At 66.4% G+C, this 15,912-nt stretch carries 15 protein-coding genes; all 15 read left to right on the top strand.

All coding sequences use genetic code 11. From position 1 onward, the window contains the following. Positions 1-763: 763 nt before the first annotated feature. The 15 genes from FIV44_RS25525 (at position 764) to FIV44_RS25590 (ending at position 15,740) form a co-directional block, all read left to right on the top strand. A complete protein-coding gene (locus FIV44_RS25525) occupies positions 764-1,198 on the top strand; it encodes a VOC family protein (RefSeq protein ID WP_281285766.1) in 435 nt (144 codons plus the stop codon). 8 nt (positions 1,199-1,206) lie between these two features. Next, positions 1,207-2,148, top strand: coding sequence for an ABC transporter permease (locus tag FIV44_RS25530; protein ID WP_141006903.1), 942 nt, complete (start codon positions 1,207-1,209; stop codon positions 2,146-2,148). Positions 2,149-2,262: 114 nt separating this feature from the next. Beyond that, positions 2,263-3,684, top strand: a complete 1,422-nt coding sequence (locus FIV44_RS25535; RefSeq protein WP_181410827.1) for an amidohydrolase family protein — start codon at positions 2,263-2,265, stop codon at positions 3,682-3,684. Positions 3,685-3,747: 63 nt separating this feature from the next. Beyond that, positions 3,748-4,683, top strand: a complete 936-nt coding sequence (locus FIV44_RS25540; RefSeq protein ID WP_181410828.1) for a LysR family transcriptional regulator — start codon at positions 3,748-3,750, stop codon at positions 4,681-4,683. A gap of 95 nt (positions 4,684-4,778) precedes the next feature. Then, positions 4,779-5,195, top strand: a complete 417-nt coding sequence (locus FIV44_RS25545) for a VOC family protein (RefSeq protein ID WP_281285767.1) — start codon at positions 4,779-4,781, stop codon at positions 5,193-5,195. 13 nt (positions 5,196-5,208) lie between these two features. Next, a complete protein-coding gene (locus FIV44_RS25550) occupies positions 5,209-6,102 on the top strand; it encodes a carbon-nitrogen hydrolase family protein (protein WP_181410830.1) in 894 nt (297 codons plus the stop codon). Between the two features lie 12 nt (positions 6,103-6,114). Continuing rightward, positions 6,115-6,801, top strand: coding sequence for an RraA family protein (locus FIV44_RS25555; protein ID WP_141006908.1), 687 nt, complete (start codon positions 6,115-6,117; stop codon positions 6,799-6,801). Continuing rightward, a complete protein-coding gene (locus FIV44_RS25560; protein WP_141006909.1) occupies positions 6,801-8,042 on the top strand; it encodes an MFS transporter in 1,242 nt (413 codons plus the stop codon). Before FIV44_RS25555 ends, FIV44_RS25560 begins: the two co-directional genes overlap by 1 nt. Positions 8,043-8,056: 14 nt before the next feature. After that, positions 8,057-8,431, top strand: a complete 375-nt coding sequence (locus tag FIV44_RS25565; protein WP_141006910.1) for a RidA family protein — start codon at positions 8,057-8,059, stop codon at positions 8,429-8,431. A gap of 18 nt (positions 8,432-8,449) precedes the next feature. Beyond that, entirely contained in the window at positions 8,450-8,704 is a 255-nt protein-coding gene (locus FIV44_RS31580) for a hypothetical protein (RefSeq protein WP_219996169.1), read from the top strand. Continuing rightward, positions 8,680-9,948 carry an amidase gene (locus FIV44_RS25570; protein ID WP_219996170.1) on the top strand — a complete coding sequence of 423 codons (1,269 nt, stop codon included), beginning with the start codon at positions 8,680-8,682 and terminating at the stop codon, positions 9,946-9,948. Before FIV44_RS31580 ends, FIV44_RS25570 begins: the two co-directional genes overlap by 25 nt. A gap of 128 nt (positions 9,949-10,076) precedes the next feature. Continuing rightward, complete coding sequence (locus FIV44_RS25575; protein ID WP_181410832.1) at positions 10,077-11,648, top strand: ABC transporter substrate-binding protein; 1,572 nt, start codon at positions 10,077-10,079, stop codon at positions 11,646-11,648. 86 nt (positions 11,649-11,734) lie between these two features. After that, complete coding sequence (locus FIV44_RS25580; protein WP_141006912.1) at positions 11,735-12,790, top strand: ABC transporter ATP-binding protein; 1,056 nt, start codon at positions 11,735-11,737, stop codon at positions 12,788-12,790. Further along, a complete protein-coding gene (locus FIV44_RS25585; RefSeq protein ID WP_281285768.1) occupies positions 12,787-13,812 on the top strand; it encodes an ABC transporter ATP-binding protein in 1,026 nt (341 codons plus the stop codon). Before FIV44_RS25580 ends, FIV44_RS25585 begins: the two co-directional genes overlap by 4 nt. A gap of 371 nt (positions 13,813-14,183) precedes the next feature. Next, positions 14,184-15,740, top strand: a complete 1,557-nt coding sequence (locus tag FIV44_RS25590) for an ABC transporter substrate-binding protein (RefSeq protein ID WP_181410833.1) — start codon at positions 14,184-14,186, stop codon at positions 15,738-15,740. Positions 15,741-15,912: the final 172 nt, after the last annotated feature.

Consider the following 15,912-nt stretch of genomic DNA (forward strand, 5'->3'; position numbering starts at 1 on the left):
CGAGCTGGCCGACGCCGCCCGGTGGCACGCCTAGCCGGGGCAGTTGCATGATCTCGTGACGGGCTCACTAGCGTCCGACAGCGCTTGGCACGCGCAGCGAAGGCACACGCGCCCCCTTTCAACTTTGGCGGGCGAGAACGTCTGGGCGAAGTCGTCGCCCAGCTTGCGTCGAACCGCAGTCGTACTCGAGACTCGCCGAGCCCAAGTGGTTCGCGACGCACTGCGGAGGTCTACTGGCGCACCATAAACGCACCAGATTCCTTCCAAGAACTGGCCGACCTCGGCCGAGAAGCTCCGAGCCGACCAGGTAATGTGGATGGCGTTCAGTCCGTTTGTTCGGGCTGTTGCTGCAGATCAGAGCCGGTCTCGGCGAGTTGAACCAAGATCCGTCGAACTGGGGGAGTGACACCTCCCGGTCCAGAGGGTCAGGGGTTCGAGTCCCCTCAGCTCCACCGAAACCGCGGATCGGGAGATGGGCCTCAGTTTCCGCGATCCCGTGTGGTGGTCGGCCGGTGATGTCGGCGCTGGCCGGCCGGAGCACAGCGAGGACTGCCGTCGACGTGACTCCAGAGCGTGTCGCTGTCCATCCGGGTTCGCCTCGTGATGCGCTGGTCGTGCTCAGAGAGAGGTGTCGATCCGTGGGCATGTGGCGGTCTCACGATTCCCCGGACGACGACAGGCATCAGACGTTCTGGTGCTGACGCGCAACGGGTTGGTGGCTCCGACCCTTCCCTGCCGATAGGTGAACTGCAAGCATCCGAATGTGACGACTACGGCACCCTCACCTACTGACGTTGACCACATCGGCGTGATCGTGCGCAGCATCGATGTCGCCAAGAAGTTCCTCGGCGAGACCCTCGGGCTGCCGCTCCTGAAAGAGACAGACTTCCCCGAGCGGGGGACCAAGGCTGCGTTCTTCCAGCTCGGCGGGTCCGAGATCGAGGTGATCGAATGTCTGCACGAGGAGGCGCGACGGGTACGACTGGGAGACAACGAGGCGCGGATCGAGCACATCGCGGTCCAGGTCCCCCAGCTGAACGCCATGCTGGAGCATCTCGGCGCTGTCGGCGCGCAGATGGACGCGGAGCCCATCGTCTACGACGGTGACCTGATGTCCTTCTCCCTGCCGGCCACCACGATGGGCGTGCGCTTCCAATTCATGCAGAAGGGCGCCGGACGCGGCGCTCACGGCTCCTAGGAGCGCTCATGATGTCCCGCGGAGTCGTAGCCTCAGCACCCAAGACGGTCGCCTACGACAAGAAGGGCATCAAGATGCCGCGCACGCGTGCGAAGCGTCGCACTCGCCGCAAGGGCAAGACCCGGCTGGCACGCGCGCCCAAGCTCGCTACCGGCATCGTGGTGCTCGCCGTGCTGGTGGCCGTCTTCGGCCCGATGATCTCCTCGTGGAACGCCACTGAGACCGACCTCGTCGCTCGCCAGCTTCCTCCGGCGTGGATGGACGGCGGCGACCCCGGGCACTGGTTCGGCACGGATCGTCAAGGACGCGACATCTTGGTCCGCGTCATGGTCGGGGCCCGTGTGTCGCTCACGATCGCGGTTCTGGTCATCTTGATCAGCGGCATCGTGGGCACCGCGCTCGGGCTGATCGCCGGATACAAGGGCGGCTGGGTCGATGCGGTCATCACCCGGGTGATCGACGGCATGTCGGCATTCCCGCCTGTGCTGGTCGCGCTCGCCGTCGCGGTCACAGTCGGGAGCAGTCTCTGGGTGGTCGTCGGTGTGCTGAGCCTGGTGTTGTGGTCCAGGTACGCGCGGCTGGTGCGCGCCGAGACGTTGTCATGGAAGGAACGAGAGTTCGTCCTTGCCGCGATCGTCACGGGTTGTCGGCCGGTACGTGTCGTGCTGCGCCACGTACTGCCGAATCTCGTCAGCACGGTGATCGTCTTCTCCACTCTCCAGGTCGGCTACGTGATCCTCTCGGAGGCCGCACTCAGCTTCCTGGGCGCCGGAGTGCCGCCGCCCACCCCGACCTGGGGCGGCATGATCGCCGACGGTCACAACTACATCGACACGCTGTGGTGGATGTGGGTATTCCCGGGCATCGCCATCGCAGGGGTGATCGTGTCGGCGAACCTTCTCGGTGACTGGCTCCGGGACGAGTTCGATCCGCGGCTCCGCCAAGTCTGAGCACGCCGCAGCACAGCCCTACGCACGACGTCAGACGCGACCAGAAGAAGGAAGGTTGGACAGATGCTGGACACCGTAGTTCGCAGCACTCGGGTAGTCACGCCGGACGGAGTCGTGGCCCTCGACATCGGCATCCAGGGGGAGGTCATTCTCTGTCTGGCCTCTCACGGGACGCTGGGAGCGACACAGGTCCTCGATCTCGGAGACAAGATCGTCGTCCCTGGCGGCATCGACCCGCATGTCCACACCAGCCAGCCGATCACGCCGCCGGGGTTGAAGCCCGCCGCCGGCTCGGCGCACAACTGCACGCATGGTCTCTACAGCAGTTCGCCTACGGAGGTCAGTCGCGCTGCGCTCTTCGGCGGTACGACGACTCTGGTCGACTTCGCGATCTGGCAGCAGGAGGGCACGCTCGCCGATGTCCTCGCGGTCAACGAGAAGAAGTGGGCGAGCCTCACCTACACGGACTACTCCGAGCACGTGATGCTCCTGGGCGACATCCCCGACGCGATCCTCGAGGAGATCCCGGTGATCGTGCGGTCGGGCAATCCGAGCTTCAAGATGTTCACCACCAATGTGTTCTCCGGGCGCACGGGACGACGCGTCCACTACGGCTACATGCTCGATGTCTTCAAGGCACTGGCTCCGGTCGGCGGCATGGCGGCGCTGCACTGCGAGGACGACGACCTGGTTGTGCACGCCTACGACCGGCATCTCGCCGCCGGGGACGTGCACTTCACCAAGATGCCGGAGGTTCACACCGACCTGTCGGAGGAGCTGGCGATCCGTCAGGTGCTGCGACTCGGCGCGGCCGCCGGCTGCCGGCTCTACATCATGCATGTCAGCTGCGAGCTGGGCGTCGACGCCATCCGGGAGGCGCGCGCGGCCGGCCAGGACGTGCACGGCGAGACCCTGCACCAGTACGCCCTCTTCTCCCGGGAGCACTACCACCGGCCGAACGGGCAGATCTACCACACCTATCCGTCGCTGAAGGAGGGCCACGACTGCGCCTCGCTGTGGCAGGGGCTGTCCGACGGCACCATCGAGACGGTCGCGACCGACGGCGTCGTCACCACCTTCGACCAGAAGATGATGGGCGATCGCATCGACGACGTCACTGGCGGCAGCGCAGGCATCGAGGAACGCATGGCCGTGACCTACTCCGGTGGGCTCAACCGCGGCATGTCGCTCACCCAGTTGGCTGAGGCCACGTCTACCAATGCCGCCAAGCTTCTCGGCATGTACCCGAAGAAGGGTGTGATCCTGCCCGGCAGTGATGCCGACCTCGTGGTTCTCGAGTCCCGTGCGCCTGCACCGCTGCGGACGGAAGATCTTCATCAGACCGACTACAGCCCGTGGGAGGGACACGAGGTTCGGCTCTGGCCGATCATCACCATGCTTCGCGGGAAGGTCGTGGTGTCCGACGGCAAGCTTCTCGTCGACTCGCCGACCGGCGTCCGAGCGCCGCGAACGGCGTTGCCCGTGCCATCTGTGTCAGCTTCTCCAGGCCTCGGGGAGGAGTCTTCTGTAGAGTGAAACGACGACCAGGGGCGAGGGGTTGGAGGGCAATTGGCACAGGTCTTCAGCGTTACGAACGTCGTGCAGTTGCGTACACTCGTCGCGGTCGTGCGTCAGGGCTCCTTCTCGGGAGCGGCGAGGGATCTCGGGTATTCGCCGTCCGCAGTCTCCCAGCAGATCGCGGCGCTCGAGCGCACCTGCAAGGTCGAGCTCTTCGAACGGCGGGCGCACAGCGTGCACCCCACGCCGATCGCCCGGCAGATCGCCGAGCGCTCCAACGAGGTCCTGATGGCATTGGACCGCCTGCGCGACCAGATCCGTGCGATCTCCCAGGGGTGGCACGGCAGCATCCGCGTCGGCGCCTTCGGAACCGCCAGTCAGCACCTGCTCCCGACCGCCGTGCGACACTTCGTCGACCGGTATCCCGGCAGCGAGGTGATGCTCGAGGAGGGGTTCCCGACCGAGCTGCTGCGCGCCCTCGTCGCTCGTGACCTGGACGTCGCCCTCGTCTACTCCCACGGCCCGTCGCAGCGGAAGTGGATGAAGGAGATCAAGTTCGTCGAGCTGCTCAGCGAGAAGATGCTGCTCGTGCTGCCCGAGGACCACCCCTTCGCTGGCCACAGGCATGTCTCCCTCGCCGACCTGCGTGACGAGAAGTGGATCGCCAGCCACGAGGGCACGCCCGGCGCGGAGGGACTCGAGGAGCTGTGCGCCGCTGCCGGGATGACTCCCAACATCGGATTCCGCTCCAACGACCCCGACGTGATGGAGCGACTGGTCCGCGAGAAGGTGGGCGTAGCCCTCATCCCGGCCATGGGCTTCGTGCCGATGCCCGGCGTCACGACGGTCGAGCTGGCCGACTCCAACGCGATGCGCATCGTGTACGCCGCCTACCTGCCCGACGACGCCAGCCCCCTGATCGAGGCCCTCGTCGACGCCCTGCGGGAGGTCTCGTCGTCCCTGGTGGGCGACGGTGCTTTGACGCCCTGGCCCCACCCCCAGGATCCCGAGGGCTGATTCCCCGAAGGCATCAGCGAGGCTGGTGCTGACGCTCGGAGGCTTGGTTGCTCAGCGTCTTTCAATGAAATCGGGAAACTGCGAGCATTTGTCGTGTGACAGCGACAACACCTATTCCCCAAGATATTGATCATATCGGCGTGATCGTGCGCAGCATCGATGACGCCAAGAGGTTTCTCGGTGAGACTCTGGGGCTCCCGCTCGTCAAGGAAACGCATATTCCGGAGAAGACGCGCGCTGCCTTCTTCCGATGCGGGGGCTGCGAGATCGAGGTCATCGAGGTGCTTCCCGAGGACGTGCGCCAGCGCCGACTGGGCGACAACGCAGCGCGCATCGAGCACATCGCCGTGCGGGTGGAGAACCTCGACGACGTCCTGACTCACCTCGCCGGACAAGGCGGAGAGATGGATGCGCCGCCGCTGCTCCACGACGGCGACAGGATGTCGTTCTCCGTGCCCGCCTCCACCATGGGCGTGCGCTTCCAGTTCATCCAGAAGAATTTCGAGAAGTAGAGGAAATCAGAAAATGAGTCGTGAAGTTCGGGTTGCGGGTATCCAGTTCACCCGCAAGTTCCGCGATGTCGAGTACAACGTCAACCGCGCGGAGGAGTTTGTTCGCAAGGCGGCCGGCGATGGCGCCAAGATCGTCTCGCTTCCGGAGCTGTATTCCACCGGCTACCTGCCGGGCTACATCGAGGACATCGACGTCGACGACACCAGCATCAAGAGCCTGTGGGACCTCGCCGAGCAGATTCCCGACGGGCCGACGACACAGCGGATGATCGCGTTGGCCAAGGAGCTCGACATCTACCTGATCTCGCCGATCTGGGAGATCGACGCCGACTTCCACACCTACTACAACACCGCGGCCGTCATCGGCCCGCACGGCCTGATGGGCCGCTACCGCAAGCGCCACATCCCCTCGATCCCCGGGATGGAGGAGCGCCACTACTTCACGCCGGGCAACATCCCCTACCCGGTCTTCGACACCCCCTACGGGAAGATCGGCGTGGTGATCTGCTTCGACCGGCACTTCCCCGAGGTGTTCCGCATCCTGACGCTCAAGGGCGCCGAGATGGTCTTCTGCGTCAACAACACGCCCACGGCGTTCGGCAACAGGAACTGGATCCCCGAGATCCACGTCAATGCCGTGGCCAACTCGATCTACATCATCCAGAACAACGTGTGTGGCAAGGAGGAGCACTTCAACTGGTTCGGTGGCACGACGATCATGGGCCCGAAGGCCGACCTCCTGGTCCAGCTCGATGCGGAGGAGGGCATCGCTGCTCACAACATCGACCTCGACATGATCCGCAAGTCCCGAGAGCACTACGGCAGCATCCGTGACACCCGGTACGAGGACTTCGGCATGAGCCCCGACGAGACCGGCCACTACGATCCCGCCACCGGCTGGCGTTAGGAGATCTGCGCCATGCCTCTGGGAGCACGCATCCTGCCACCGCCTCCGGCGCCGGACCCCGAGCTGGTCAAGCGGCTCGCCCAGGTCAGGACCACCGACCTGTCGGATGTGATGGGCGGCTCGTACACCATGACCGGGCAGATCGCACCGGTCCACCGCCCCGTCGTCCGGGTCGCCGGGCCTGCGCTGACGGTCTCGGTCCCCACGAACTCGGAGTTCCTCATCAAGTACGCGCTCAACACCGCGCGTGCCGGGGACGTCGTCGTCGTGAACGCGCTCGGGAACATGACCTCGGTCCTGGCCGGTTCGAACATGATGCGCGGCCTGCTCAACCGGGGCGCCGTCGCCGCCGTCTTCGACGGCATCGTCCGCGACGTCGACGAGATCGCCGAGGACGGGCTGCCGGTCTTCGCCCGGGGCGTGGCCTGCGCCGAAGGCCCGTGCGGTCCGGACCAGGGCGAGATCAACGTGCCGATCGCCTGCGGCGGGACGGTCGTCGCGCCCGGCGACATCGTGGTCGTCGACGAGGAGGGCATCGCCGTGGTTCCCGTGGCCTTCGCGGAGGAGGTGCTGGAGCGGGCGCACGCACTCGAGGCGAAGCACGACGCGGCGCAGGAGTCGCTGCGCCAGGGCACTCAGGCGAATATCGCCAAGATCGAGGAGACCCTCCGCCAAGCGGGGATCGACTTCCCGAGCTGATGAGGATCCGCGGCCCCCTGTCGGGCCCCCTGGGATTCCTGACGGCCACCCACGCTGTCAACGACTTCTACGTGGGGGCCTTCCCGGCTCTGCTGCCGTACTTCGCGGCGGAGAGGGGATACGACTACACCGCAGTGGGAGGAGTGCTGCTTGCGGGCACACTCCTCTCCTGCGTCGTGCAGCCGGCCTTCGGGGTGCTCAGCGACCGCTACCGGCTCTGGTGGATGGTCCCCGGGGGGATGGCCCTGGCCGGCCTCGGGGTGGGGCTCGCCGGAGTGTTCGACAGCTATCTCCTGGTGTGCGTGTCCGTGGCGCTGTCCGGCGTGGGGGTCTCGGCCTACCACCCCGAGGCCGCCAAGACCGCCCGTGCAGTGGCGCGGGAGTCCACCGGCGGCATGAGCGTCTTCTCGGTGGGCGGCAATGTCGGTCTGGCGCTCGGCCCGTTCGTGGTGGCAGGCGTCATCAGCCTGACCGGGATGAGGGGGACGATCCTCCTCGCCGCTCCGGCGGTGGTGATGGCCGTGGTGTACGTCGCGGCACGACCGCGCCGGCGACCTGCAGCCGAGACACCGGTCCGTCCCGCGGCGGGCGGATCCTCGCCCGGGGCGGGCGGCGGCCGGGCGCGAGCCGACGCCGGGACGGACGACTGGCGCAGCTTCAGGATCCTGGTCGCGGTGATCGTGGCTCGGGCGATCGGCTCGGTCGGCACCGGCTCGTTCATCGCGCTCTACCTCGTCGCCGAGTTCGACCGGTCCGCGTCGGAGGGTTCGCTCGCACTCGGCGTCTTCAGCGGCTTCGGGGTGCTGGGCACCCTCTTCGGGGGGTGGCTGGCCGATCGGATCGGACGCGTGGCCGCCCTGCGCACGGCGTATGTCGTGGCCCCGGTCGCGATGGCCGGCGTGATCCTGCTGCCGTCGTACCCACTCGGACTCGCGGCGGCCGCTCTGGTGGGCTTCGCCTGGTACATGCCCTTCGCGGTGCAGCTCGTGCTGGGCCAGGACTACCTGCCGAGCCGGCAGGGGACCGCGAGTGGGGTCACCCTGGGATTCAGCATCACCGCGGCCGGCCTCTTCACGCCGATCCTCGGCTCGGTGGCCGACGCGCGCGGCCTCGACGTCGCGCTCTGGATCGGCGCCGCCGCCCTGCTGGCGGCGCTCGGCCTGGCGCTGAGCCTCCCCGGCACGCGCATGAAACGACCTGATGACGACAACGCAATCAAGACAATGAACAGTGCACAGTGAACAGCGGAGGAAGCATGGAGAAGAAGGCATTCGGACCGGCGTCACCGGCCCCGTATTCGGGCGGCGTGATCTCGGGTGACCTGGTGTTCGTCTCGGGCCAGGTGGGCAAGGACCCGGAATCGGGGGAGACGGCCGAGTCGGTGGCCGACCAGACCGCGGCGGCTCTCGAGAACCTGAAGGCGGTGCTCGCCGACGCCGGTCTCGACCTCGGCGACGTCGTGAAGACGACCGTCTTCCTCACCGATGTCACTACCATCGACGAGATGAACGCGGTCTACCGCGCGGCGTTCCCCGAGCCGCTGCCGTGCCGGTCCACGATCGGTGTCGCGGGACTTCCCGCGCCCGAGTTCAAGGTCGAGATCGAGGCCGTGGCTCGGGCCCGCAGCTAGGCGAGCCCGGAGGATGACGTGACGGCCGACGACGAGCTCTGCTTCGCCAGCGCGCACGAGCTGGCGGCGCGCATCCGAGCGCGCGACCTCTCCCCGGTGGAGGTGGCCGACGCAGTCATCGAGCGCATCGAGCGGCTCGATCCGCATCTCGTCGCCTTCTGCGCGTTCGAGGCCGACCAGGTACGTGCCGCGGCTGAGGAGGCGGAGCAGGCGGTGATGCGGAACGAGCCGCTCGGCCCCTCCACGGCGTGCCGATCAGCGTCAAGGACCTGATCTTCACGACGGACCTGCCGACGGTGGGCGGCTCCAAGGCGTACGTCGGGTTCGTGCCCGACGAGGACGACATCGTCGTCGAGCGCGTACGCCGGGCCGGCGGCATCGTGCTCGGCAAGACGAACGTGCCGGACTTCGGGTACGGCCCCACCTTCGACCCGGTCTTCGGCACCACGCGCAACCCCTGGGACCTGACCCGCAGTCCGGCGGGCTCGAGCGGCGGCTCGGCCGCGGCGGTCGCGGCCGGCCTCGGCCCGGTCTCGCTCGGGAGCGACGGCGGCGGCTCGATCAGGGTCCCGGCGAGCTTCTGCGGGATCTACGGTCTGAATCCGTCGTTCGGCCGGGTACCTCTCTATCCGGGGACGAGGGACACCCGGTTTCCCGGCTTCAGCGGCTGGGAGTCGCTGGAGCGGATCGGCCCGCTGACTCGCACGGTGACCGACGCCGCGCTCGTCCTCGACGTGCTCAAGGGACCGGATCCGCGAGATCGGCACTCGCTTCCGGACGCCGGGGAACGGTACCTCGACGACCTGGACCGCGATCTGACCGGACTCCGTATCGGATGGACCCTGGACTGGGGTGGGTATGCGCGGGTCGACGCTGCTGTGGCGACGCTGGTGGAGCGTGCCGCCCAGGTGCTCGCCGACCTCGGTGCCGAGGTCGAGACCGCCTGTCCGGGATTCCCCGACCCGGCGGCCACGTTCGGCACGATCATGGCGCTGGATGCCGACCTGCGGACCATGCGGGAACTGGTGGACCGCTATCCGCCGGGCGAGGCGCCGCCTCGTCTCGTCACCCTGCTCGAGCAGGAGCGCTCCTTCGTCGACGCGTCGTCGGCGGTGGCCGCGCGCAAGTCCCTCTACAACAGCCTCTGGCGGTTCTTCGAGCACTATGACGTGCTGCTGACCCCGTCCACACCGGTGACGGCCTTCCCCGTCGACCTGCCGGGACCGACCGAGATCGGCGGGTTGCCGGTGACCGATCCGATGCCGCTCGCCCGGTTCACCGCTCCGATCAGCCTGGCCGGCAATCCTTGCGCGAGCATTCCGTGCGGATGGAGCGAGGAGGGCCTTCCGGTGGGGCTCCAGATCGTCGGCAACCATCTCGACGACCGGCTCGTGCTCCAGGTATCTCGGGCGTTCGAGCGGGCGCGGCCCTGGGCCGACGCCCGCCCGCCGGCGGCCTCGGCTGCGGGTGCGACCGCCAGCGTTAGCGGTCGTGGTGATCTCCATGACCACTCTTGATGCTCGGCCCGTTGTAGGCGGCATATCACAGTCATACGCTTGTCGAAATTCTGATTTCCTCGGCGCAAATATAATGCAGGGTGAGGGAAAGAGGGCCCATGTTCAATCGGATTCCAAGAATTCTGGTCGTGTCCGCACTCCTCTTGGCAGTGGTCGGTTGCGCCGCGGAAGAGCCTGGTGCGAAGAAAAGCGATGGATCCGTGACGGTCGCGCTCGCTTCCTTCAGTAAGGAGAAGCTGTATCCGCCGGCGTTCGACCCGGGCGGCCTGGTGTATTTCGGCCCGATGTTCGACTTCGTGATCGGCGCGGCGCCTGATGGCTCGCTGTCGAACGAGACGGGCGCGCTCGAGGCGTGGGAGCCCAACGACGACGCCAGTGAATGGACCTTCACGCTTCGAAGCGGCATGAAGTGGCACGACGGCGAGGACGTGACGGCTGACGACCTGGTCTTCACCATCAACGAGTTCGCCAGCCCCGACGCGACCTGTGGCGGCGTCTGTGGTGCGCTGGCTGCGAACCTCGCGTCCGTCGAGGCCGTCGACGAGCACACCGTGAAGATGACGCTCAAGGCTCCCGACGTGAACATCCCGGCACAGTTCGGGCCGATCGAGGGCAGCATCATGCTTCTGCCCCAGCACCACGTCGAGAAGGTCGGCTGGGACGGCTTCGAGTCCGATCCGCTCGGCTCCGGACCGTGGAAGTTCGTGTCGCGCGAGCTGGGACAGTCCATCTCCTACGAGGCCAACGACGACTACTGGAACGAGGGCCACCAGCCGAAGTTCAAGAAGCTCGACGTCGTGCTCGCCCCTGACCAGAACACCCGGGTCGCGATGCTGAAGAGCGGGGAGGCCGACCTGATCGCGATCTCGCCGGACCAGGTGCCGGTGTCCCAGTCGGACGGCTTCGACATCCTGACGGTCGAGAACACGGTCTTCTCGGAGATCCTGTTCTTCAAGAGCAGCGACCCCGAGGAGCTCACCCACAAGCTGGAGTTCCGCAAGGCGCTGGCGCTCGCCATCGACATGGACGAGGTCATCGAGGCGTTCTATCCGGAGGAGGCCGGCAAGCGCACATCGGGCGACGCGGTGCCGTTCAGCGAGACCACGCTGGGCCACGACCCCGACCTTGAGCCGTACCCCTACGACCCGGAAGAGGCGAAGGCTCTCCTGAAGGAGGCTGGCTACGACGGCTCGACGATCAAGATCTGGACCGTGACCTTCCCCGACGGCCCCGAGCAGAAGGACGTCAACGAGGCGATCGCCGGCTTCTGGAGCAAGGTCGGACTCAAGGTGGAGATCGTGCAGTCGGAGTTCGCGACGCTCAAGGAGCAGATCGACAAGGACGGCTTCGATCCAGCGCCCGGCGTGGCGGTGACCGGCTTCCCGACCTCCAACCGGCCCTCGGTGCTCACCAACATGCAGTCGTTGATGATGAGCCCGGACGCCGGCGGCTCCTACCGCACCTACTGGGACCCGAAGACGGCGGACACGCTCCATGCGGAGCTGGCGAAGATCGTCGACGACGCGACCCGAGACGAGCGGCTGCGCGAGATCAACCGGGAGCTGTACGAGCAGTACTGGTCGATCCCGATCGCGATGAAGAACACGCTCTACGCCGCCGGCGACCGGATCGACGGCTGGGAGCCCATCTCGGGCATCTCCAAGGTGCTCTCGTACGAGACGCTGCGCCCGACGGAGTGACAGGGACTCGCCGGGCGGCTGCATCGGAGCCGCCCGGCGAGTCGGCAAGGCGGAGCGTGACCCCATCGAGTGAGTGAGGAGAGCCGATGCCCGAGTCAGACCTGCTTTCGGTGGAGGATCTCGAGACCCGGTTCTACACCAGCCACGGCGTCGTGCAGGCGGTCGATCGGGTCTCGTTCACGGTCGCCCAGGGCGAGACCCTGGGCATCGTCGGAGAGTCCGGGTGCGGCAAGAGCGTGACCACCTTGTCCCTGATGCGTCTCATCCCGGAGTCGGCGGGGGAGATCACCGGTGGGGTCGTCAGGTTCGACGGCGTGGACATCCTGCAGATGGACGAGCGAGATGTCCGCCGGATCCGCGGCAGCCAGATCGCGATGATCTTCCAGGATCCGATGACCTCGCTGAATCCGGTCCTCACCGTCGGGCAGCAGATCGTCGAGGCGCTGCGGCTGCACCTGAACATGAGCAGGAAGGCGGCGCGAGCGCGCGCGATCGAGCTGCTGGACATGGTCGGCATTCCCAGCCCGGAGCTGCGCGTCGACGAGTATCCGCACCGGTTCTCCGGCGGAATGCGGCAACGTGTGATGATCGCGCTCGCGCTCTCCTGCAATCCGAAGCTGATCTTGGCGGACGAGCCCACCACCGGGCTCGACGTGACCATCCAGGCCCAGATCCTCAGGCTGCTGAAGCGCCTGTCCCACGAGCTCAACACGGCCTGCATCCTGATCACCCACGACCTCGGCGTCGTGGCCGGGATGACGCAGCGGATCCATGTCATGTACGCCGGCCAGATCGTCGAGAAGGCGGACACCGCGGAGCTGTTCGCGAACCCGAAGATGCCCTACACGTGGGGTCTGCTGCGGTCGATCCCACGGCTCGAGGGAGAGCGTCGGCGACTGCGGACCATCCAGGGCGCTCCTCCCGACCTGACGGGCACCAAGACGGGCTGTCGTTTTGCGAGTCGCTGTCAGTACCAGCGGGACATCTGCCTGCAGCAGGACCCCGAGCTGTCCGGCCTGCCGCAGGCGAAGCCGGACCACGAGGCGCGATGCTGGGGTACTCAGGAGGGCGGGTGGCTGGTGGACTTCGACTGGAGGAACGAGTCGCTCGACGAGGCGGTGCACGTGGAGGCCGGCCCGTGACCGCCACCCGGGAGGAGGAGAACCAGGTGAGTGCCCCGGAAGTAGTGGCCCCGGCGCTGGTCGAGTTGGAGGATCTCAAGGTTCACTTCCCGATCACATCGGGCGGCCTCCTGCGCCGGCAGATCGGCGCCGTCAAGGCCGTGGACGGCGTGAGCTTCAAGATCGACCGAGGAGAGACGCTCGGTCTGGTCGGTGAGTCGGGCAGCGGCAAGTCGACGACGGGGCGCGCGGTTCTCCAGCTCTATCGACCCACCGCTGGCAGGGTGCTCTTCGAAGGCGAGGACCTGGCGCGGCTGAAGGGCAAGGAGCTGCGCAGGATGCGCCGACGTAGCCAGATGATCTTCCAGGATCCCTCCGCATCCCTGAACCCGCGGATGACGGTGGCTGAGATCCTCGGCGAGCCGCTCCACGTCCACGGCCTCGCCAGCGGGCAGGCCAAGGTGGACCGCATCCACGAGCTGCTCGAGACTGTGGGGCTCAGCCGGTTGGTCGCCTCGCGCTATCCCCACGAGTTCTCCGGTGGACAGCGTCAGCGCATCGGCATCGCGCGAGCCCTCGCGGTCGAGCCTCAATTCATCGTCGCCGACGAGCCGATCTCGGCGCTGGACGTGTCGGTTCAGGCGCAGGTGGTCAACCTGCTGGAGGACCTTCAGCGACGGTTCAACCTCGCCTATCTCTTCGTCGCCCACGATCTCTCCGTGGTGCGCCATCTGAGCGACCGCGTCGCCGTCATGTACCTGGGACGGATCGTGGAGATGGCTGACCGCGACGACTTCTACCGCGATCCGACACATCCCTACAGTCAGGCGCTCCTTTCGGCAGTTCCGATGCCCGACCCCGTAGCGGAAGCGACTCGGGAACAGATCATCCTCGGAGGAGAGATCGCCAGCCCGGCCGATCCGCCGTCGGGCTGCACCTTCCGTACCCGCTGTTGGAAGGCTCAGGAAGTCTGTGTCGAGACTCAACCGCTGCTGGTCGAGGTGAAGCCACGGCACTGGAGCGCCTGCCACTTTCCTGAGTGAGCGGATCCGCGGGTCGGCGTCGTCCTTGAACCAGCGACGCTGCGGTCACACGAGGCACCCCAAGCGCCCAGCGAGAAGATCTCGATCTCACTGTTCCTTTTCGTACAGCGCGAGACCCATGTTTTATTTCCATATCATTTCGCACCAGTAAATCATCGTCGGCTCATTTCAAAGCACTTCGGTCATATTTACGCCGGTCTTGGATCAGTGTTAGCAATGGTGGTTCCAATGATCACAGGGCCTGGTGCTCAGGTTATTGTCGGCCAACCTTCGTGACTCGTACCCTTCTCGAAAATTCAGCCTCGGGCTCGGAGACTCGATGAAAGCGAGATCACCTGATGCGACGTCTGGCCCTTGTAATCGCGATAGCGGTGGCGCTCGTGGCCACCTCTTGCGCGACGAGTGACACCGATACGGAGAGCAACGACGACACGGTCACCGTGGCCCTGGCTTCGTTCAGCCGCGAGAAGCTCTACCCACCCGCGTTCGATCCTGGTGGCCTGGTCTACTTCGGGCCGATGTTCGACTTCCTGATCGGCGCGAACCCCGATGGCTCGCTGTCGACGGACACGGGCGCATTGGAGTCGTGGGAGCCCAACGAGAACGCGACCGAGTGGACGCTCGCCCTGCGCGAGGGTATGAAGTGGCATGACGGCAAGGACGTGACCTCCGAGGATCTCGAGTTCACCTTGCAGGAGTTCGGCAGTCCCGAGGCCACGTGCGCCGCGATCTGCGCGACGCTGCAGAACAATCTGGCGGGCGTCGACGTCGTCGACGATCGCACAGTCGTCCTCAAGCTCAGCACTCCCGACGTGAACATCCCGGCGAAACTCGGGCCGATCGAGAGCAGCATCATGATCTTGCCCAAGCACCACGTCGAGAAGACCGGCTGGGAGGGCTTCGAGAAGGACCCGATGGGCTCTGGCCCCTGGAAGTTCGTGAGAAGGCAGGTCGGCCAGTCGATCGAGTACGAGGCCAACACCGACTACTGGGACGCCGACCGCCGCCCGAGGTTCGGCAAGCTCGACGTGGTCTTGGCGCCTGATCAGAACACTCGGATGGCGATGCTCAAGAGCGGTGAGGCCGACATGGTCGCGATCTCGCCCGATGAGGTTCCGAGGGCGCAGGACGACGGCTTCCAGATCCTCAGCATCGAGAACACCATCGTCTCCGAGATGCTCTTCTTCAAGAGCTACGACCCGAAGGAGTTCGCGCACCAGGTGGAGTTCCGCAAGGCACTCGCGTTGGCTGTTGACATGGACGAGGTCGTCAAGGCGTTCTACCCGACGGAGGCCGGGACGCGCGCTTCCGGCGACGCGGTGCCGTTCAGCCCCTCGACGCTCGGTCACGATCCGGATCTCGAGCCCTACCCGTACGACCCTGAGGAGGCCAAGAGGCTGCTCGACGAGGTCGGATACGACGGCTCGAAGGTCAAGCTGTGGACGGTCACCTTCCCTGATGGACCGGAACAGGGTGACGTCAACGAGGCGATCGCGGGCTACTGGGACAAGGCCGGGGTGAAGGTGGAGATAGTGCAGGCCGAGTTCGCGACGCTCCTGGAGACGATGGGCACCGGCGACTTCGACGCAGGTCCCGCGGCCACCGGCTTCCCGACCTCGAACCGCCCTTCCGTCTTGGCCAACATGGAGCCGATGATGCTCACCCAGGACGCCGGCGGTCGCTTCCGCACCTACTGGGATCCGGAGAAGGCGGACAAGTGGTATGCCGAGCTGTCTCAGATCGTCGACGAGGCGGAGCGCGACGCTCGACTGCGCGAGATCAACAACGAGCTCTACAACGAGTACTGGTCGATTCCCGTCGCGATGAAGAACACCACGTATGCCGCCGGCAAGCGCATCTCCGGTTGGGATCCGATCTCGGGCGTGTCCAAGGTGATCTCCTACGAGACGTTGGAGCCGGCGAAATGACACGGCTTCGGCGCGACTCCTCCCGATGAGGTACTGAGTCACGAGCGGTGGGCGGTCGACGTGATCGCCCACCGCTCGGCGTCGTGCCCGCCGCGTGCGCAGCCCCAGCCGACGCACACGCCGTACCCGGAGACCAGCACCGCCGTCCCTCAGGGCTCCATCACGCTGCCGC

Source organism: Nocardioides humi (assembly GCF_006494775.1).
GTDB lineage: Bacteria > Actinomycetota > Actinomycetes > Propionibacteriales > Nocardioidaceae > Nocardioides > Nocardioides humi.